General features: G+C 71.3%; 17 protein-coding genes. 7 read left to right on the top strand and 10 right to left on the bottom strand.

What is annotated here, in order from left to right:
- The first annotated feature begins 81 nt into the window (after positions 1–81).
- Positions 82–822: an SDR family NAD(P)-dependent oxidoreductase gene (locus ACYVMZ_RS01045; protein ID WP_461074401.1), complete on the top strand. Its 741-nt coding sequence runs from the start codon at positions 82–84 to the stop codon at positions 820–822.
- A gap of 55 nt (positions 823–877) precedes the next feature.
- Here the strand turns inward: ACYVMZ_RS01045 and ACYVMZ_RS01040 are convergent, their stop codons facing one another.
- Positions 878–1,999, bottom strand: a complete 1,122-nt coding sequence (locus ACYVMZ_RS01040; RefSeq protein WP_461074399.1) for a mechanosensitive ion channel family protein — start codon at positions 1,997–1,999, stop codon at positions 878–880.
- Positions 2,000–2,106: 107 nt separating this feature from the next.
- Between ACYVMZ_RS01040 and ACYVMZ_RS01035 the strand changes: the two genes are divergently transcribed.
- Positions 2,107–2,685, top strand: a complete 579-nt coding sequence (locus ACYVMZ_RS01035) for a dienelactone hydrolase family protein (protein WP_461074397.1) — start codon at positions 2,107–2,109, stop codon at positions 2,683–2,685.
- Between the two features lie 6 nt (positions 2,686–2,691).
- On the opposite strand, the gene ACYVMZ_RS01030 is transcribed toward ACYVMZ_RS01035, so the two are convergent.
- The 4 genes from ACYVMZ_RS01030 to ACYVMZ_RS01015 form a co-directional block, all read right to left on the bottom strand.
- On the bottom strand, positions 2,692–4,362 hold the full coding sequence (locus ACYVMZ_RS01030) for an alkaline phosphatase D family protein (protein WP_461074395.1): 1,671 nt from the start codon (positions 4,360–4,362) through the stop codon (positions 2,692–2,694).
- Between the two features lie 91 nt (positions 4,363–4,453).
- On the bottom strand, positions 4,454–5,263 hold the full coding sequence (locus ACYVMZ_RS01025) for a DsbA family protein (protein WP_461074393.1): 810 nt from the start codon (positions 5,261–5,263) through the stop codon (positions 4,454–4,456).
- Positions 5,264–5,358: 95 nt separating this feature from the next.
- Complete coding sequence (locus ACYVMZ_RS01020) at positions 5,359–6,072, bottom strand: hypothetical protein (RefSeq protein WP_461074391.1); 714 nt, start codon at positions 6,070–6,072, stop codon at positions 5,359–5,361.
- 92 nt (positions 6,073–6,164) lie between these two features.
- Positions 6,165–7,490: a DUF2252 domain-containing protein gene (locus tag ACYVMZ_RS01015; RefSeq protein ID WP_461074389.1), complete on the bottom strand. Its 1,326-nt coding sequence runs from the start codon at positions 7,488–7,490 to the stop codon at positions 6,165–6,167.
- Between the two features lie 215 nt (positions 7,491–7,705).
- Here ACYVMZ_RS01015 and dnaE point away from each other — a divergent pair, with 215 nt between their 5' ends.
- Positions 7,706–11,245 carry a DNA polymerase III subunit alpha gene (gene dnaE / locus ACYVMZ_RS01010; RefSeq protein WP_461074387.1) on the top strand — a complete coding sequence of 1,180 codons (3,540 nt, stop codon included), beginning with the start codon at positions 7,706–7,708 and terminating at the stop codon, positions 11,243–11,245.
- Between the two features lie 137 nt (positions 11,246–11,382).
- On the opposite strand, the gene ACYVMZ_RS01005 is transcribed toward dnaE, so the two are convergent.
- Positions 11,383–11,544 carry a hypothetical protein gene (locus ACYVMZ_RS01005; RefSeq protein WP_461074385.1) on the bottom strand — a complete coding sequence of 54 codons (162 nt, stop codon included), beginning with the start codon at positions 11,542–11,544 and terminating at the stop codon, positions 11,383–11,385.
- A 222-nt stretch (positions 11,545–11,766) separates the two neighbouring features.
- Here ACYVMZ_RS01005 and ACYVMZ_RS01000 point away from each other — a divergent pair, with 222 nt between their 5' ends.
- From ACYVMZ_RS01000 to ACYVMZ_RS00985, 4 genes are all read left to right on the top strand, one after another.
- A complete protein-coding gene (locus ACYVMZ_RS01000) occupies positions 11,767–12,978 on the top strand; it encodes an NYN domain-containing protein (RefSeq protein WP_461074383.1) in 1,212 nt (403 codons plus the stop codon).
- 271 nt (positions 12,979–13,249) lie between these two features.
- Complete coding sequence (locus ACYVMZ_RS00995; RefSeq protein ID WP_461076271.1) at positions 13,250–14,224, top strand: ABC transporter ATP-binding protein; 975 nt, start codon at positions 13,250–13,252, stop codon at positions 14,222–14,224.
- A 179-nt stretch (positions 14,225–14,403) separates the two neighbouring features.
- Complete coding sequence (locus tag ACYVMZ_RS00990; RefSeq protein ID WP_461076269.1) at positions 14,404–15,225, top strand: ABC transporter permease; 822 nt, start codon at positions 14,404–14,406, stop codon at positions 15,223–15,225.
- 56 nt (positions 15,226–15,281) lie between these two features.
- Positions 15,282–15,950, top strand: a complete 669-nt coding sequence (locus ACYVMZ_RS00985; protein ID WP_461074381.1) for an AAA family ATPase — start codon at positions 15,282–15,284, stop codon at positions 15,948–15,950.
- 165 nt (positions 15,951–16,115) lie between these two features.
- Here ACYVMZ_RS00985 and ybaK read toward each other — a convergent pair whose 3' ends face one another.
- The 4 genes from ybaK to ACYVMZ_RS00965 form a co-directional block, all read right to left on the bottom strand.
- A complete protein-coding gene (ybaK, locus tag ACYVMZ_RS00980) occupies positions 16,116–16,616 on the bottom strand; it encodes a Cys-tRNA(Pro) deacylase (protein ID WP_461074379.1) in 501 nt (166 codons plus the stop codon).
- Between the two features lie 27 nt (positions 16,617–16,643).
- Positions 16,644–17,384: an LON peptidase substrate-binding domain-containing protein gene (locus ACYVMZ_RS00975; protein WP_461074377.1), complete on the bottom strand. Its 741-nt coding sequence runs from the start codon at positions 17,382–17,384 to the stop codon at positions 16,644–16,646.
- An 11-nt stretch (positions 17,385–17,395) separates the two neighbouring features.
- Entirely contained in the window at positions 17,396–18,415 is a 1,020-nt protein-coding gene (locus ACYVMZ_RS00970; protein WP_461074375.1) for a hypothetical protein, read from the bottom strand.
- Between the two features lie 136 nt (positions 18,416–18,551).
- The gene (locus ACYVMZ_RS00965) at positions 18,552–20,129 is read right to left on the bottom strand and encodes an oxidoreductase (RefSeq protein ID WP_461074373.1); all 1,578 of its coding nucleotides are present in this window, start codon (positions 20,127–20,129) and stop codon (positions 18,552–18,554) included.
- Positions 20,130–20,169 lie beyond the last annotated feature (40 nt).

Here is a 20,169-nt window from a genome sequence, read left to right as displayed (position 1 = left end):
GCCGTGCTACTTGGCCGAGACATTGCTGTATCCCGTGAGGGCTGATCGTCGTCGGCGGCATTCCGGTCGTAGGGTTTGATCATGACTCGCAACGTCGTGATCAGTGGTGGCGGTACGGGGATCGGACTTGCGGCGGCGCAGGCGTTCGCCGCGGACGGGGATCGGGTGCTGCTGCTCGGGCGGCGGGCCGAGGTGCTGGAGCAGGCCGGAGTGCCCGGGGCGCTCACCTACGCCGCGGACCTCAGCAAACCGCGCAGCGTGCGCGGGGTGGAGCGGTTCGTGGCGGCCGAGTTCGGCACCGTGGACGTACTGATCCACAGCGCCGGAGGCGCCGGGTACCAGGAGCCGAGGGTGGACAGCGACGAGCCGCTCGACGTCGTCCTGCACAACTGGGCCCTCAACTTCGGGCTCAACACCCTGACCGCCGTGCTGCTCACCGAGGCGCTGAAGGACCGGCTCGCCGACCCCGGCGGGCGAGTGCTGTTCCTCAGCTCCATCGCCGCGTACCGGGGGTCGGGGAGCGGGGCGTACGCGGGGTCCAAGGCCGCGCTGCATCCGTACGCCCATGATCTGGCCCGGCAGTTGGGGCCGCGCGGCATCACCGTGAACGTGGTGGCGCCCGGCTACATCGAGGACACCGAGTTCTTCGGGGACGCGATGGACGAGGAGCGGCGGGCCCGGCTCATCGCCGAGACCTCGACGGGGCGGGCCGGGACGCCCGGCGACGTCGCCACGACCCTGCACTGGCTCGCCTCCCACGCCGCCGGGCACATCACCTCGCAGATCATCCAGGTCAACGGCGGCGCCGAGCGCGGCCACTGACAAGGTGTCGGCGGTCTTGCGCCCCGGCGGCCGCGGCGCGGACCCTGACCGGCCGTCAGCGCTCCGTCCGCGGCGACCCGTGGTAGCGGCGCTGGACGGGCACGCCGTCCGGCGACGCGCGGTGGCCGTTGCGGCCCGGCGGCAGCACCGCGTCGGCGGTGTTGACCCGGGGCAGGGCGTACGGGTGCTCGTCGGCCAGCCAGCGGATCATCCGCTCCCGGACCGCGACCCGTACCGTCCACAGGTCGTCCGCGTCCTTGGCCGTCACCAGGCCCCGCACCTGCATGGTGTTCGGGGTGGTGTCCGTGACGTCCAGGCCGTAGGCGCGTCCGTCCCAGGCCGGACAGTCGCGCAGCAGGTCGCGGAGCTTCTCGCGCATCGCGTCCAGCGGGGCCGTGTGGTCGAGGTGCCAGAAGACGACGCCGGTCATCTGCGGCGTGCCGCGCGACCAGTTCTCGAACGGCTTGGACGTGAAGTACGACACCGGCATCGTGATGCGGCGCTCGTCCCAGGTGCGCACGGTCAGGAACGTCAGCGTTATCTCCTCGACCGTGCCCCACTCGCCGTCCACCACGACCGTGTCCCCTATGCGCACCATGTCGCCGAAGGCGATCTGCAGCCCCGCGAACATGTTGCTGAGCGTGGACTGGGCGGCCACACCGGCGACGATGCCGAGGATGCCCGCCGAGGCCAGCAGTGAGGCGCCCGCCGCGCGGAACGTCGGGAACGTCAGCAGCATCGCCGCCACGGCGACCACCCCGACGATCGCGGAGACGACCCGCCTGATCAGCGTCACCTGGGTGCGCACCCGCCGGACCCGGGCCGGGTCGCGGTGGGAGCGGGCGCTGGCGTACCGGGTGTACGACGTCTCCACTATCGCCGCCGCGATACGGATCACCAGCCAGGCGGTCGATCCGATCAGCACCAGCGTCAGCGTCCGGCTGATGACGGCCCGGTGGTCCGGCAGCAGCTGGGCCTCGTCGAACGACCCTCTCAGCAGGGCCGCGCACAGAACGAGCTGGTACGGGATGCGGCCACGGCGCAGCAGACCCCACATCGGGGTCTCGTGGTGCCGTTCGTCCGCCTTGCGCAGCAGCAGGTCGGTGGCCCAGCCGATCACCAGCGTGAGCACGACCGAGCCACCGACCACGATCAGCGGTCGCAGCAGGTTTTCCATGCCTCCGAACCTAACCGGCTCCGGGCGGGCATGAACATGTGACTTCGTGGCCGTCGCGGGTACTGCCACGATCCCGCGTTGTCATACCCGGCTGGCACCATGGCCTCATGAACATCATGCTCTTTCACTCGACCCATGGCCTCAGGCCCGCGGTGCGCCAGGCCGCGGACCGGCTGCGGGCGGCCGGACACGAGGTGTGGACGCCCGACCTCTTCGACGGGCGGACGTTCGAGACGGTCGAGGAGGGCATGGCGTACCAGGACGAGATCGGCAAGGACGACCTGCTGAAGCGGGCGGTGCTCGCCGCCGCGCCCTATTCCGAGCGGGGGCTGGTGTACGCCGGGTTCTCGCTCGGCGCCTCCATCGCGCAGACCCTGGCCCTCGGCGACGACAAGGCGCGCGGGCTGCTGCTCCTGCACGGCACCTCGGACATCGCGCCGAACGCGAAGGTGGACGACCTGCCGGTGCAGCTGCACGTGGCCGAGCCGGACCCGTTCGAGACGGACGACTGGCTCAGCGCCTGGTATCTGCGGATGGGCCGGATCGGCGCCGACGTGGAGATCTACAGATACGCCGGGGCCGGTCACCTCTACACCGACCCCGGCCTGCCGGACTACGACGAGGAGGCCGCCGAGGCCACCTGGCGGGTGGCGCTCGGCTTCCTCGACAGCCTGCAGAGCCTGTAGCGACCGCTACACGGGGTCGTAGGCGCGCTCGACCTTCTGCGTGCCGCTGCGGGTGCGGTACGAACGGGCCCACGTCGAGGTGGTGTCGCGCCTGGTGCGGTCGGACAGCACGTAGTAGTCCATCTGCGCGCGCTCGGCGGTGATGTCCAGGACGCCGTAGCCGTGCCGGTCGGTGTCCACCCAGTGGACGTGCCGGTTGGCGGCGCGGATCAGCGGCGCGGCGACGGCGGAGATCGTGCCCTCGGGGGCCTTGGCCATGTCGTCGAGGTTGTCGGAGGTGACCGAGGTGACGACGAACTCCGTGGCGGCCGAGGCGGACAGCGGGTACGTCCCGGCGTCCACCGGCACGTCGTTGGCCCACGCCATGTGGATGTCACCGGTGAGGAAGACCGTGTTGCGGATGGCGTTCGCGCGCAGGTGGGCGAGCAGTTCCCGGCGGTCGTCGGTGTAGCCGTCCCACTGGTCGGTGTTGAGGGCCAGGCCCTCCTGCGGCAGCCCGAGCAGCTTGGCGAGCGGCTTGAGCAGGTCGGCGGAGAGCGAGCCGATCGCGAAGGGGGAGATCATCACCGAGTTGCCGACGAGCCGCCAGGTGGTGTCGGACGCCTTCAGGCCCGCCTTGAGCCAGTCGAGCTGGGCGCGGCCGGTGAGCGTGCGGTCCGGGTCGTCCACCTCGCCGTCGCCCACGGTCACCTGCTGCGAGCGGAAGGAGCGCAGGTCGAGCAGCGAGAGGTCGGCGAGCTTGCCGAAGCGCAGCCGGCGGTACGTGGTGCCCGCGACCGCCGGACGGACCGGCATCCACTCGAAGTAGGCCTGCTTGGCGGCGGCCCGCCGCGCGGCCCAGGCGCCCTCCGCGCCCTCGGTGTGGTTCTCGGCGCCGCCCGACCAGGCGTCGTTGGCGAGTTCGTGGTCGTCCCAGATCGCGATGACGGGTGCCGTCGCGTGCAGGGCCTGCAGGTCGGGGTCCGTCTTGTAAGTGGCGTGCCGCAGGCGGTAGTCGGCGAGCGAGAGGATCTCGTGGGCGGGCGCGTGCGGGCGTACGACGGTGCCGCGCGTGCCGTACTGGCCGGTGCCGTACTCGTAGATGTAGTCGCCCAGGTGCAGCCAGGCGTCCAGGTCGCCGCGGGCCGCGAGATGGCGGTAGGAGGAGAAGTAGCCGGCTTCCCAGTTGGCGCAGGACACCACGCCGAAGCGGAGGTTCGTGACGGCCGCGTCGGCCGCCGGGGCGGTGCGGGTGCGGGCGACGGGGGAGTCGGTGCCCCCGGCAAAGAAGCGGAACCAGTAGTCGGTGGCCGGTTCCAGGCCACGGATGTCCGCCTTGACGGTGTGGTCGGAGGCGGCGGTGGCGACGGTGGAGCCCTTGGCGACGACGGTCGTGAACGCCTTGTCCTTGGCGACGACCCAGCTGACCTCGGTGTCCGGGCCGAGCCCCGAGCCTGGGATCGCCTCCGGGATGGGCGTCACGCGGGTCCACAGCAGGACGCCGTCGGGCAGCGGGTCGCCGGAGGCCACGCCGTGCAGGAAGGCGGGGCTCTGGGCGGCGGCACGGGCAGGGAGGGCGGCGGCGAGCGGGCCGGCCAGAACCGCGGTGGCGGCCGCGGCCTTGACGACCGTACGGCGGCGCGGGGCAAGGGTGTTGGCGGAGTCGGTGCTCTCGAATGATCTGTGTCGACTGGTCACGGCCGATCAGGTTACTGATCGGTACAAGCGAGAGCGGGCGAACTCGCCAAAGTTCGCCCGCTCTTCGCTCAGGGGTTGACGGTGCGCCTGCTCAGCCCTTGAGCGCCGCGTCGATCACCGTGGTGAACTCCCCGGCCGTCATCGGCGGGTTGCCGGCGGAGGTGGTGAGGGTCTTGCCGTCCATCTTCAGGGTCGGGGTGCCCTTCACTCCGCTGTCGTCGAACTTCTGGGACATCTCCAGCGCCCACTTGTCGTAGGTGCCGTCCTTGACCGCCGTCTGGAACTGCTTGTTGTTCTTCAGGGCGGGAACGGTGTCCGCCACCTTGATCAGGTAGGCGTCGTCCTTGAACTTGTCGTCCGACTCCTCGGGGTGCCACTGCGCCGAGTACAGCGCGGACTTGTACTGCAGGAACGCCTCGGGGCTGACGTCGAGCGCGGCCCCGAGGGCGCTCAGGGCGTTCTTGGAGCCTTCTCCGTTGGTCGAGTCGTCGATGAACGTGGCCCCGATGAACTGGACCTTGTACTTGCCGTCCTCGACGTCCTTCTCGACGGTCTTGCCGACGCCCTGCTCGAACTGGGCACAGATCGGGCAGCGCGGGTCCTCGTACAGCTCCAGCGTCTTCTTCGCGCCGGACTTGCCGATGACGACGGTCGTGCCGTTCTCACCGGAGGTGTTGGCCGGCTTGACGAGCTTGTCGTCCTTGGCCGCCTCCCAGTAGCCGGGCTTGTTGCCCTGGACGACGGCGTAGCTGATGCCGCCGGCTATCGCCAGGACACCGATGATGGAGCAGGCGACGATGATCTGCCGCTTGACCTTCGCGCGCCTGGCCTCGCGCTCGCGCTCGGCGCGCAGCCGCTCGCGGGCCGCCATCTTCGCCGCCTGACTGTTCCGCTTGCTCATGGGTGATCTCCTGGGGGACGCACACACCTCGTGTGCGGGATACGTAGAGGGGACTGCTGGTGCTCAGGGGGTTCACGCGAGGCGGTGGTGCCGCGTCACGCGAAGGCGACCGAGCGGGGCGGTCCACGCCGTCCCAGGGAGTGCGCGAGGAGCAGGTCGCGGGCGAGAGCCGTACGGCGGACGGGGCGCGGGGACGGGCGGTGCACCGCCGGAGCCCGCCGTACCGTCACCGCCGCGGCGGCCGCGAGCAGCAGCGGCCGGACCGCAGTCGAAGCTGTCGCCGCCAGCGCCCGCAGCAGCTGGGCCAGCGCCCGCTCGCCGCGGCGCAGCCAGGCGGCGGCCAGGAGGCCGACGCCGACATGCGCGCCGAGCAGCAGCCAGGCGGTGGCCGGATCGGCGTGGGCGAGCAGGGCCGCGAGACGCTCGCCGCCGGTTGCGCTGCCGGTCGCCCGGGCCAGCGGGGCGCCCACGCTGCTGCCGTCGCCGCACAGCAGGTCGAAGCCGACGGAGCGCAGCGGGCCGGCGACCGGGCCGCCCGCGCGGCCGTAGCAGACGTGCTGGCCGGTGGTGAAGACCGTGTCGGCGGCGAGCTCAAGAGGGATCAGCAGGGCGGCGATCCGCCCGAAGGACCGCTCCCGGCCCGCCAGGGCGTACGTCAGGACGAACACGGCGGCGGCGACCGCGGCCACCGTGTTCAAGGGCAGCGGAACCCGGGACAGCAGCACGTGCGACGCGGTGCTGAGCGTCACGACCACTGCCGTGAACAGCGCCGCGCGGACGGCTCTGAGCTGGGTTCCGGATATGTCCATGGCGGAGAAGAGTCTGTCACGGAGGGCTGTAAGGGACCCCTAAAGGGTGCCTGTGAGAGACCGGGCGGGCCAAGACCGGTATCTGCCGGGATCTAGAGACCCGGAATCCGGCCGTTGCGGAACAGGTCCACGAAGATCTGGTGGTCGGCACGCGCGCGTGCCCCGTAGCTGTGCGCGAAGTCGACCAGCAGGGGCGCGAAGCCGTCCTCGTCGGCCGCGATCGCCGCGTCGATGGCCCGCTCGGTGGAGAACGGCACCAGGGACTCCCCGGACTGGTCGTCCGCCGCCGAGTGCATCGTGGCCGTGGCCCGGCCGAGGTCGGCGACGACCTGCGCGATCTCCTCCGGGTCGTCGATGTCGTCCCAGTCGAGATCCACGGCGTACGGCGAGACCTCGGCGACCAGCTGGCCCGCGCCGTCCAGCTCGGTCCAGCCCAGCCACGGGTCGGCGTGCGCCTGCAGGGCGCGCTGGGAGATCACCGTGCGGTGCCCCTCGTGCTGGAAGTAGTCGCGGATCGCCTGGTCCGTGATGTGCCGGGAGACGGCCGGGGTCTGGGCCTGCTTGATGTAGATCACGACATCGTTCTCCAGGGCGTCGCTGTGGCCCTCCAGGAGGATGTTGTACGACGGCAGCCCGGCCGATCCGATGCCGATGCCGCGGCGGCCGACGACGTCCTTCACGCGGTAGGAGTCCGGGCGGGCCAGCGAGCTGTCCGGGAGCGTCTCCAGATAGCCGTCGAAGGCGGCGAGCACCTTGTAGCGCGTGGCCGCGTCCAGCTCGATGGAGCCGCCGCCCGGCGCGAAGCGGCGCTCGAAGTCGCGGATCTCCGTCATCGAGTCCAGCAGCCCGAACCGGGTCAGCGAGCGGGCGTCACGCAGCGCGTCCAGCAGCGGACCCTGCGCGGTGTCCAGCGTGAAGGGCGGCACCTCGTCGCTCTTGGCGCCGGTCGCCAGGGCGTGGATGCGCTCCCGGTAGGCGCCCGCGTAGATCCGCACCAGCTCGGTGATCTGATCGTCGCTGAGCGCCTTCGCGTACCCGATGAGGGCGACCGAGGCGGCGAAGCGCTTGAGGTCCCAGGTGAAGGGGCCGACGTACGCCTCGTCGAAGTCGTTGACGTTGAAGATCAGGCGGCCCTGGGAGTCCATGTACGTGCCGAAGTTCTCCGCGTGCAGGTCGCCGTGGATCCACACGCGCGAGGTGCGCTCGTCCAGGTACGGGCCGCCCCGCCGCTGCGCGTCCAGATCGTGGTAGAAGAGGCACGCCGTTCCCCGGTAGAACGCGAACGCCGAGGCCGCCATCTTCCGGAACTTCACGCGGAACGCGGCCGGGTCGGCGGCCAGGAGCTCGCCGAAGGCGGTGTCGAAAACGGCGAGGATCTCCTCGCCGCGGTGCTCGTCGTTGAGCTGCGGGACCGACATCGCTGGGTGCCTCCTGGTGCATACGTTGGGGACGGCTGGTCCGTCCCCTGCCTAACGCGCGGCGGTCGGCGGGAGTGCCCGCGACCCCGGCATGAAGGTACGCGGGGATGCCCCCCGAGTGTCAGTGCCGGGGCATAGACTTCGACGCTGTCCCCCAGACTGTCCGCAGCCCGTCGGACCCTCGTCGACGTACGTTTTTCTTGGAGGCTCCAGTCGTGTCAAAGCCGCCGTTCACGCACCTGCACGTCCACACCCAGTACTCGCTGCTGGACGGTGCCGCGCGGCTGAAGGACATGTTCAACGCCTGCAACGAGATGGGCATGACGCACATCGCCATGTCCGACCACGGCAACCTCCACGGGGCGTACGACTTCTTCCACTCCGCGAAGAAGGCCGGAATCACCCCGATCATCGGGATCGAGGCGTATGTCGCCCCCGAGTCGCGCCGCAACAAGCGCAAGATCCTCTGGGGCCAGCCGCACCAGAAGCGGGACGACGTCTCCGGTTCGGGTGGTTACACCCACAAGACGATCTGGGCGTACAACAAGACGGGCCTACACAACCTCTTCCGGCTCTCCTCGGACGCCTACGCCGAGGGCTGGCTGCAGAAGTGGCCCCGGATGGACAAGGAGACCATCGCCCAGTGGTCCGAGGGGCTCGTCGCCTCCACCGGCTGCCCCTCCGGCGAGGTGCAGACCCGGCTGCGCCTCGGCCACTTCGACGAGGCCCTGAAGGCGGCCGCCGACTACCAGGACATCTTCGGCAAGGACCGCTACTTCCTGGAGCTGATGGACCACGGCATCGAGATCGAGCGCCGGGTCCGCGACGGCCTGCTGGAGATCGGCAAGAAGCTCGGCATCCCCCCGCTGGTCACCAACGACTCGCACTACACGTACGCGCACGAGGCGAGCGCGCACGACGCGCTGCTGTGCATCCAGACCGGCAAGAACCTCTCCGACCCGGACCGCTTCAAGTTCGACGGCACGGGCTACTACCTCAAGTCCACCGAGGAGATGTACGCCATCGACTCCTCGGACGCCTGGCAGCAGGGCTGCGCCAACACCCGGCTGATCGCCGAGATGGTCGACACCACGGGCATGTTCGAGAAGCGCGACCTCATGCCCAAGTTCGACATCCCGGAGGGCTACACGGAGGTCACCTGGTTCCAGGAGGAGGTCCGCCGCGGCATGGAGCGCCGCTTCCCGGGCGGCATCCCCGAGGACCGCATGAAGCAGGCCGAGTACGAGATGGACGTCATCATCCAGATGGGGTTCCCGGGCTACTTCCTCGTGGTCGCCGACTTCATCATGTGGGCCAAGAAGAACGGCATCGCGGTGGGCCCCGGCCGAGGCTCCGCGGCCGGCTCGATCGTCGCCTACGCGCTCGGCATCACCGACCTCGACCCCATCCCGCACGGCCTGATCTTCGAGCGGTTCCTCAACCCCGAGCGTGTCTCGATGCCCGATGTCGACATCGACTTCGACGAGCGCCGGCGCGTCGAGGTGATCCGGTACGTGACGGAGAAGTACGGCGCCGACAAGGTCGCCATGATCGGCACGTACGGCACCATCAAGGCCAAGAACGCGATCAAGGACTCCGCGCGCGTGCTGGGCTACCCGTACGCGATGGGCGACCGCATCACCAAGGCGATGCCCGCCGACGTCCTCGGCAAGGGCATCCCGCTGTCCGGCATCACCGACCCCGAGCACCCGCGCTACTCGGAGGCGGCCGAGGTCCGGTCGATGTACGAGAACGAGCCGGACGTAAAAAAGGTCATCGACACCGCGCGCGGTGTGGAGGGCCTGGTGCGGCAGATGGGCGTGCACGCCGCCGGCGTGATCATGTCCAGCGAGACCATCACCGAGCACGTCCCCGTCTGGGTCAGGCACACCGACGGCGTGACCATCACGCAGTGGGACTACCCGAGCTGCGAGTCGCTCGGCCTGCTGAAGATGGACTTCCTGGGCCTGCGCAACCTGACGATCATGGACGACGCCGTCAAGATGGTGAAGGCCAACAAGGGGATCGACATCGATCTCCTGAGCCTCCCGCTCGACGACCCGAAGACCTTCGAGCTGCTCCAGCGCGGCGACACCCTCGGCGTGTTCCAGTTCGACGGCGGCCCCATGCGCTCCCTGCTCCGACTGATGAAGCCGGACAACTTCGAAGACATCTCCGCCGTGTCGGCCCTGTACCGCCCGGGCCCGATGGGCATGAACTCCCACACCAACTACGCCCTGCGCAAGAACGGCCAGCAGGAGATCACGCCCATCCACCCCGAGCTGGAGGAGCCGCTCAGGGAGGTCCTGGACGTCACCTACGGCCTGATCGTCTACCAGGAGCAGGTGCAGAAGGCCGCCCAGATCATCGCGGGCTACTCGCTCGGCGAGGCCGACATCCTCCGCCGCGTCATGGGCAAGAAGAAGCCCGAGGAGCTGGCGAAGAACTTCGTCCTCTTCAAGGAGGGCGCCCGCAAGAAGGGCTACAGCGACGAGGCCATCCAGGCGCTGTGGGACGTGCTGGTCCCGTTCGCCGGCTACGCGTTCAACAAGGCGCACTCCGCCGCGTACGGCCTGGTCTCGTACTGGACCGCGTACCTGAAGGCCAACCACCCCGCCGAGTACATGGCCGCGTTGCTGACCTCGGTCAAGGACGACAAGGACAAGTCGGCGGTCTACCTCAACGAGTGCCGCCGCATGGGCATCCGGGTGCTCCCGCCGAACGTCAACGAGTCCGAGTCCAACTTCGCCGCGCAGGGCGACGACGTGATCCTCTTCGGCCTGTCCGCCGTCCGCAACGTCGGTCAGAACGTCGTCGAATCGATCATCAGGTGCCGCAAGGCCAAGGGGAAGTACACCTCCTTCCCCGACTACCTCGACAAGGTCGAGGCCGTGGTCTGCAACAAGCGCACCACCGAATCGCTCATCAAGGCCGGCGCCTTCGACTCGATGGGCCACACCCGCAAGGGCCTGATGGCGCAGTACGAACCGATGATCGACAACGTGGTCGCGGTCAAGCGCAAGGAGGCCGAAGGCCAGTTCGACCTCTTCGGCGGCATGGGCGAGGAGACCAGCAGCGAGCCGGGCTTCGGGCTGGACGTGGAGTTCTCCACCGAGGAGTGGGACAAGACCTATCTGCTCGCCCAGGAGCGGGAGATGCTCGGTCTGTACGTCTCCGACCACCCGCTGTTCGGTCTGGAGCACATCCTGTCCGACAAGGCCGACGCGGGCATCTCCCAGCTCACCGGCGGCGACTTCGGCGACGGCGCGGTCGTGACGATCGGCGGCATCATCTCCGGCCTCCAGCGCAAGATGACCAAGCAGGGCAACGCCTGGGCCATCGCCACCGTCGAGGACCTCGCGGGTTCCATCGAGTGCATGTTCTTCCCCGCGACCTACCAGCTCGTCTCGACCCAACTCGTCGAAGACGCCGTGGTGTTCGTCAAGGGCCGCCTGGACAAGCGGGAGGACGTGCCGCGGCTCGTCGCGATGGAGTTGCAGGTCCCCGACCTGTCCAACGCGGGCACCAACGCGCCCGTCGTGCTGACCATCCCGGCGACGCGGGTCACCCCGCCCTTGGTCAGCCGCCTCGGCGAGGTCCTCAGCCACCACAAGGGCGAGAGCGAGGTCCGGATCAAACTCCAGGGCCCGACCAAGACGACGGTGCTGCGGCTGGACCGGCACCGGGTGAAGCCGGACCCGGCGCTCTTCGGCGACTTGAAGGTGCTGCTCGGGCCGTCGTGCCTGGCGGGCTGACGGAGAGCTTGTGACGCGTGTGCGGCGCCGTACCGGCTCTTGACGCGCGTGAGGGGCGTACCCGATCCCGGGTGCGCCCCTCATTTCCTGTGCTGGGTCTCAATGACCCGTTGCGCAGATGTCAGTTGTGGCCGACGTCAGTTGTGGCCGAAGCTGCGCTTCCGCTTGTGGGACGCCACATCGCCCGGGGTCGCCTCGACGTCGGGCTGGGGCTCCGTCTCCGCCGTGGGGTTCCGGTCCGCCCGCCGGCCACGCTCGGTCGGTCGCTGCTTACGGTCACGGTTCTTGTTCTTGGCCATGGTGATGCCTCCTGGGGGGAATCTAGGTGCCAGGGCCGGGACCAGATTCACATAGTCTGACAACGCACGCATGTCGGACAATTACCGTCTGTGACAGGGCTGGTCGCAGAGGCAACTTCCGAAACGCCACGCCGAAGATCGAGTTCCGGCCGTTAACCTCCGCGCGGTCGGGCAGACTCGAAGCAAGCCCGAAGCAAACCTCCCGGAAAGAGGGTGGATCGCGTGGACCGCTGCATCGTCCTGGTGGACGCCGGGTATCTGCTGGGGGCCGCCGCCAGTCTCCTCGCCGGGGAACCCTCGCGGTCCCGCATCACGGTCGACCATGCCGCCCTCATCCAGGGGCTGCGGGAACGCGCCGAGGCGGACACCCAGCAGCCCCTGCTGCGGATCTACTGGTTCGACGGCGCGCCCGACCGCGTGCCGCAGCCGGAGCACCGCCGCCTGCGCGTGATGCCCCGGGTCACCGTCCGGCTGGGCGCGCTGACCCGCAGTGACGGCCGCTGGGCGCAGAAGGGCGTGGACGCGGCGATGCACGCCGAGCTGACCGAGCTGGCCCGCAACCGTGCCTGCTCCGACGTCGTCCTCGTCACCGGCGACGGCGATCTGCTGCCCGGCATGATGGCCGCCAAGGAGCACGGCGTCGCCGTCCACCTGTGGGCCGTCCAGGCCGCCGACGGCGACTACAACCAGTCCGAGGACCTGGTCGCCGAGGCCGACGAGCGACGCGTCCTGGACCGTACGTGGATCACCAAGGCCGTCCGCGCGAAGGAGCTCACCGGGGTGTGCGCGCCGCCGCCCGCGCCCCGGCCCGAGATCGCCGCGATCCTCTCCGCGCCGCTGCCCGAGTCCGCGCTCGCCGCGGCGACCGAGCGCCCCGACCCGGAGCCCCAGCACCCGGCCGCCACCGCCGCGCAGAACGGCACCGCGGACCGGGCCCCGACGACCAAGGGCGTCCCCACCCCCAAGGACCTGGCCGCCCTGCGCACCCCCAGCACGCAGCCCGCCCAGCACCCCACCACCGCCACCCTGCGCTGGTCCTCCGACAAAGGCTGGGTCGACCGGCCCGTCGCCGAGCCCCCCGAGGCCGCCTCCATGCCGACGCTCGCGCAGCTGACCACCGCCGAGCAGCGGTGGGCCGACCGCGAGGAGGACATCACGACCGTCGGCGGCGATCCGTACGAGGTGGGGCAGGTCTTCGCGCGCCGCTGGGTGGAGCGGCTCGGCGACCAGAGCCACCTGCAGAAGCTGTCCGGCATGTACCCGCGCATCCCGCACCGCATCGACGGCGAACTGCTGCGCTACGCGGCCCGTTTCGGACTGCTCGCCCACAAGGACGACCAGATCGACGAGCGGGACCGGTACGCGATCCGGGCCGGGTTCTGGCGGGAGATCGGTGTGCGGACGGGGGTCGAGCACGCGCCTGCCGGTGATTGAGCCCGTCGGGTGTGGCCTTGGTGTCGGGCTGGTGGCTGGGCCGCTGGGTGTGGCTGTGATCGTCGGGCTGGTGGCTGGTGGCTGGTGGCTGGTGGCTGGTGGCTGGTGGCTGGCCCCGCTGACCGTCGCTGTGCCAGTCGGCGGTGGAGATCTTTACCGGCGGATTTCCCGTTATGGGCCGACCCGGGAGCGGGCCGGGGTTCCCGACCCCGTAGTCTCGTCCCTTGTGAGTACGCGCGCGGCACAGGCACTTCGGCACGGTGGCGACGTCGTGTGTGCGGTGCGCGGGCTGACCAAGACCTATCCGGCGGTCCGCGGGCGGCGCGGCGTACCCGCGACGCCCGAGGTCCGGGCCACCGACGACGTACGGCTGGACATCCGGCAGGGCGAGATCTTCGGGCTGCTCGGGCCGAACGGGGCCGGCAAGTCCACCCTCGTACGGCAGCTCACCGGGCTGATGCGGCCCGACAGCGGCAGTGTGGAGATCCTTGGGCACGACATCGTGCGCCACCCCGAGCGGGCCTCGCGGATCCTCGCCTACCTCGGGCAGGAGTCCACCGCCCTCGACGAGCTGACCGTGTCCCTCGCCGCCGAGACCACCGGACGGCTGCGCGGCCTGGAGGCACGCCAGGCGCGGGCCGAGCGGGACGCCGTCCTCGACGAGCTCGGCCTCGCACCGCTCGCCGGGCGCCCGCTGAAGAAGCTGTCCGGCGGCCAGCGGCGCCTGGCCTGCTTCGCCGCCGCGCTGGTGGGGGAGCGGCCGCTGCTCGTGCTCGACGAGCCCACCACCGGGATGGATCCCGTGGCGCGGCGGGCGGTGTGGTCCGCCGTCGACCGGCGGCGCGCCGAGCGCGGTACGACCGTGCTGCTCGTCACCCACAACGTCATCGAGGCCGAGACCGTCCTGGACCGGGTCGCCGTCCTCGACCGGGGCCGGGTGATCGCCTGCGACACCCCGTCCGGGCTCAAGGAGCAGGTCGCCGGCGAGGTGCGGGTCGAGCTGGTGTGGCGCGAGACGGCACCGCTGCACGTGCCCGAGGTGGCCGCGCTGCGCGACCGCGCCGTGGAGTCCGGCCGCCGCTGGACCCTTCGGCTGGCACCCGAGGAGGCCCGTGCGGTGGTCGCCACCGTCACCGGCGGGGCCGCCTTCGCCGCCCTGGACGACTTCACGCTCGCCACGCCCAGCCTGGAGGACGTGTACCTGGCGCTGGGCGGCGCCGTACAGCAGGGGCTGGTGAAGGTGTGAGCGCACGAGCCGCGAGCGCGCAGGCGTCGGCCACGCAGGCTTTGAGCACGCAGGCCATGAGCACGCAGGCCATGAGCACGCAGGCCATGAGCACGCAGGCCTTGAGCGGACCGGCCGCCGGATCCGTACGCAACGGGGCGACCGCCGCAGAGGACCCGAGTGAAGGGGAGCAGCGCGACGTGAGTGTCGTACCCGCCGATGTCCTGCCGGGCGGAGCCCTGGCCGTTCAGGAGGCCGCCCCCGGCCCGGCCGAGCTCGGACCGCGGGCGCGGCTGTGGCCCTCGCTGGCCGCCGTGTACCGGGCGCAGCTGTCCCGGGCGCGGGTCGCGCGGATCCCGCTGCTGTTCGTGGCGACCTTCCAGTCGATCGGGATCATGATCCTGATGCGCGGGGTCGTGGACGGCGGGGGCGAGGCGAGAGCGGTCGTCGCCGGGGCGTCGGTGCTCGTGGTGGCCTTCGTCGCGCTGAACCTGCTCGCCCAGTACTTCGGGCAGCTGCGGGCCAGCGGCGGGCTCGACCACTACGCGACCCTGCCGGTGCCGCCGGCCGCGGTGGTGCTGGGGGCGGCCGGCGCGTACGCGTCGTTCACCGTGCCGGGGACCGTCGTGACCGCCGTCTTCGGATGCGCGCTGTTCGGGCTGCCGCTGGCGCACCTGTGGGTGCTCGTCGCCGTGATCCCGCTCGCCGGCGCCGCGCTCGCCGGGCTGGGGGCCGCGCTCGGGTTGCTCGCGCCGCGGCCGGAGCTGGCCACGCTGCTCGGGCAGCTCGGCATGTCGGCGGCGCTGCTGCTGGGCGTGCTGCCGGCGGAACGGATGCCGGAGGCGGTGCGTTTCGCGCGGGACCTGCTGCCGTCGACGTACGGCGTGGAGGCCTTCGCCCGCACCTTCGGGCCGGACCCCGACTGGGCCTTCGTGCTCGGTGATCTCGCCGTGTGCGGGGTCGTCGGGGTCATCTCGCTGGCCGTGGCGACCTGGGCGTACCGCCGGGCGGCCGTCCGGTGACGGCGGGGCGATCGTCCGATGGCGCGTCGCACAGCCGCAACTGGCACGATGTCAGGGTGACCGCACCTCTGACACCACCTCCGCCACCGCATGAACATTCGACGTACCAGGGATGGCAGGTGCCGCCGCCTGCCGGTCCCGGCGCTGGGGGAACCGCGTACGGACAGGACGGCCCCGGGATGAAGACCGAAGTGCGGGAGGCCGCCGTGGTCACGGTGGCGGTGGGGCTCGGCGGGGTGCTGCTGGGCGTGCTGTGGTGGTGGCTGGCGCCGCGGGTGCCGCTGGTCGGTGACGTGGTGGACGGGAACTGGGTCGTCTACCTCAAGGAGACCGAGGGCGAGCAGGCGGTGGGGGTGGACGGGACGTTCACGCTGCTGGCGCTGGCCTTCGGTGCGGTGAGTGCGGTGGCCGTCTTCGCCGTGCGGCGGCGTGGGGGCGTGCCGTTGGTGGTGGCGCTCGGGGTCGGGGGGCTGCTCGGGGCGCTCCTGGCGTGGCGGGTCGGGGTGTGGCTCGGGCCCGCGCAGGATGTGATCGCCCATGCGAAGGACGTGGGCAAGGGGGTTACGTTCTCGGCGCCGATGCGGCTGGGGGCCAAGGGGGCGTTGCTGGCGTGGCCCCTCGCCGCGTTGGTGTTGCATCTGGGGTTGACGGCGTTGTTCGGGCCTCGGGATCCGGAGCCGGGGTATCCGGAGCACGGGCCGTACGGGGGAGCATCGGCGCCGTAGGTTCACTACCCCCTGCTCGAAGAGCTTGGGGGAGGCACGACTGCCCGCAGCTGAGCTGCGCCGGGCGCCGTCCGTGGTTCGAGCGGCCCTTGTGCGCCACTCGCGCTTTCGCGTTCTCTTCGACATGTCCCTTCTGCCCAGCCGAGAAGACCGGTCGTCGAGAGGTCACGCACGCCCGATGGGGGCCAGGGTCGCGTCCGTGAGTTTCGCCAGGTCGTCCGGGGACAGTTCGACCTCCAGGCCGCGACGGCCCGCCGAGACGCAGACCGTCTCGTGGGCGGAAGCGGAGGCGTCCAGCACCGTCGGGAGCTTCTTGCGCTGGCCCAGCGGGGAGATGCCGCCCCGGACGTAACCCGTGGTGCGTTCCGCGAGGGCCGGGTCCGCCATCGTGGCCCGCTTGCCGCCCACCGCCGAAGCCAGCGCCTTCAGGTCCAGTTGGCCGGCGACCGGGACGACGGCCACCGTCAGGGCTCCGTCGACGTCCGCCACCAGCGTTTTGAAGACGCGGTCCGGTGAGACGCCCATCGCCTCGGCCGCCTCCTCGCCGTAGGAGGGGGGGGAGGGGTCGTGGTCGTAGGAGTGGACCGTGTAATCCACTCCGGCCGCCGTGAGCGCCACCGTCGCGGGCGTGCCTCCCGGCTGCTGCTTCTTCGCCTTCTTCGCCATCCCGGCCTGTACCCCAGAGATCGTGCGTCAGTTGAGACTTGTCGGGCCGCGCGTCAGGTCCGACGCCGGCAACGACGGCAGACTACGGATGATGGCGGTCTCCGCGCGAAGGAGTTTCAGTTCGTCGCGCAGGCGGGAGGCCGTGTCCGGGGCCTGGAGCAGGCGCTGCTTGGTCGGGGTGTCCAGCATCATCGCGGCGGCCACCAGGTAGGAGACGACGCCCGGTTCGTCCGGCAGGTCGGCGCCGGTCGCCAGTGACCGCTCCCGTGCCCCCGCCAGCCGCTTCTGGTACTGGCGGAAGGACCGCAGTACGCCCTCGGCGAGCGCGCCCGCCTCGTCGCCCGGCTCCTCGGGCAGCGGCGCCAGCTCGGCCGTCAGAAAGGGGCCGGAGGCGTCCACCGACAGCAGCCGCACCCGGGTCGTCCCAGTCGCCAGCACCTCGAACGTGCCGTCGGCCCGCTCCCGGATCGTGGCCGCGTCCGCGACACAGCCCACCTTGTGGAACGACTTCAACGGGTCGGGGCCGAAGCCGGCCGCGGGCCCGCGCTCGGGCAGGGCCGTCGGATCCGGCATGCCCGGGGCGCTCGGCGCCACCTCGTGGCCGTCGCGGATCGCCACGACGGCGAACCGGCGCGGCTCGTCCTCCGGGGTCTTGAGCAACTCGCGCATCATGGCGCGATAGCGCTCCTCGAAGACGTTCAACGGGAGCACGAGCCCCGGGAAGAGCACCGAGTTCAGGGGGAAGAGCGGGAGCCGGACGGTGGTCACGACGCAAGAGCCTAATGGTCGCCGCAGCGGATGCGTCCGCCGTGCCCACCTGGTGGATGCCACGGCGGCGTTCCGGCCGCCGCGACCCGGATGCCGTCGCGCACCCGCAGGAAGTGGCCGAGCGGGTCGTCCGACACCCGGTCCCAGGGGAAGGAGGTGGCGTACGGGCCGTTCAGGCGCAGCTGCTCCGCGGCGTCCGCCCAGCGCTCCAGGCGGACGAGGACGAAGAGGAGAAGGTTGCGCATCCGGGCCGGCCAGGGGTCGGCCGGCGGGAGCAGCGGGGACAGGACGATGGCCCGGTCGGCCGCCGCGTCCAGCCGCTCGCGCGGTATCTCGGGCCCGCAGCCGTCGGTGAGGTAGGCGAAGGCGGCGTGCAGCGGCAATGCCTGCACGAGCGCGTCGGCCGGGGCGTCCTGCGCGGCCCGGTCGGCGAAGTCGAAGCACTCGCGGTGCGAACCGTGCCAGGACTCGGCCAGGTAGCGCAGGGCCGCCACATGGCAGCCGTAGTGGTGCGGGGCACGGCGTACCGCCGCCGCCCACAGCTCCTCGAAGTACGTGTGCCCGGCCTGGGCACCGCGGGCATGGTCCAGCGCGAGCCGCCACGGCACCGGGTCTCCGTGGTCGGCCCGTGCGGCGGCCGTGATCAAGGGGCTCACCTCGCGCAGCAGTTCGACCCGGGCCGGTGACTGCCAGGCGCGGTCCACCGCCAGCTGGGCCGCGACCAGCAGCGCGTCGGGGTCGTGCGGGGCGGCGGCGCGCCAGGCGTCCAGCCACTCGGGGCGTGAGCGCGCGAAAGCGGCCAGCCGGGTCGTGTACCGGTCGCGGCGCTCCCACTCGGCTGCCGCACGGGTGGCGGCGAGCAGCCCGGCGGCGGCCTCGTACCCGCCGTCGGCGGCCCCGACCAGCGCGGGGGCGAGTCGGTCGTCGGGCGCGTCGAGCAGCGCCTCGTCGTCGGCGGCGGGGCGTGCGGCGGTCCTGGTCATCCGGCTCGCGCGGATGAAAGGGGGCAGCAGAGCCATGGTGTCGACCATTGAAAGACGCAGGTCACTGTGGCGCCAGAGCCTTCGCGGAACTCGTCGAAGGTTGTACGCCGATTGGTCAAGGAGACGTAAAATGGCGACTGTTCAACAACTGCTGCAACGGTAGCCCCAGTGACGACACACCTCACTAATTGCGCCGCAGCAGCCGCGTCGCCCCCGCCGCCACCGTCGTCGCCAGGACCCAGCCCAGCAGGATCATCGCCGCGGCCAGCCACTGCCAGCCCCCGCGCAACTGCCAGAAGCCGACCTGCCCCAGGTCGATGACCGGCAGCAGCAGGTCGAGGGCGAAGAGGGCCGGGTTCCAGTCCGGATGCTCACCGGTCTTCAGCGGCGGGTGCTCGGCGTGCGCGAAGGCGAAGGAGCCCGCCGCCCACAGCACCGCCATCCACACCGCCGCCCGGCCGGGCCGGTACCCGTAGGCGACCGTCCAGTCCTGCGCGTACCCCCACAGCTTGGCGGCGAGCGGCAGGCTCTCGCGGCGCCGGCGCTGCTTGGCGAGCAGCACCTCGCGGGCGTCCTCGTCCTCCCCGCCGGCCCGCAGCACGGCGGCCAGCCGCTCGTACGGCTCCGGGTTGTACTCGGCGGTCGCGGCGGCCACCCAGTCCAGCCGCTCGGCCAGCGGGAACGGGCCGCGCGGCACCAGGTTCTCGTAACTGAAGCCGCCCATGTGCAGCCGGCCCGGGCCCGGCCAGCTGTCCGCGCGGTCCATCAGGTTGACGATCCTCGCCCCCGACAGCACCACGCGCCCGCGGGCCGGCCGCTCCCCGAGGAACCGCAGCTCCGGCGTCTGCACCCGGCGCAGCGACAGCTCCTGGTCGTCGGTGAAGGTGAACCGGGCACCCTCGAAGTCGACGGCGTCCCCGAACCGCCCGTCGTCCAGCCGCACCCCGCCCTGGCACGCGAACCGCTGCACGCGCGTGCCGCGCGCCGGGGTCGTGCCGCTCAGCGCCTGACCGCCCAGGCCCGCCGGGGTCAGGTACAGGGTGCGCTCGACGGTCAGCTGCGGGGCGTTCAGCGCGAGGCGCGCGTACGGGTTGGCCAGCCGGGCGCCGCGCAGGCTCAGCGACACGCCGATCTTGGCGCTGCGCAGGCTGAGCTCGCCGTGCGACTCCAGCATCTCGGCCTGTAAGTCCTGGCCGACGCTCAAGCCGTCCCCGGCGATGGAGCGGCCGCTGCGGTCCCGGTACACGATCGCCTGGTTGAGCAGCAGGTCCGTGCCGATCTGCGCGTCGGTGAGCCGGATGCCGTGGTGGAACCTGCAGCGCGGCAGGTGCAGATCACCCTCGGTGTGCACCCGGGCCGCCTCCAGCCGCGGCACCGAGCAGTCCACCATCCGCACGGTCGTGAAACGGGCCTCCGGCAGCAGGACCTCGCGCTCGAAGCGGCAGCCCCGCATCTCCAGGTACGGCACCACCGTGCCGCCCGCGAGGTCCATCGTGCCGCTGATCTGCACGCCGACCAGCTTCAGCGACGACACCCGGCCCGCCAGCGCGGGCGGCCCGTCCAGCAGGAGCCAGCAGATGATCCTGGCCCGTACGGTCCGCTCGGGGCCCCAGGGGTGTCCGCCGTGCGGGTCGTCGACGACCGCGTCACCGCTGCTCAGGTCGTACACACTGCCGTTGCGGAAGGCCTGCCACATGCCGGCCTCAGCGGCGGTCAGGTCCTCCGGCAGATCCCCGGCACGCAGGCCGGCCCCGTCGGTCACAGCTTTGCCTTCCTCCCCGGACATCCCGGATACTCGCGGG

The sequence above is a fragment of the Streptomyces deserti genome (assembly GCF_054782695.1).
This window is presented reverse-complemented; position numbering and strand designations above follow the sequence as displayed.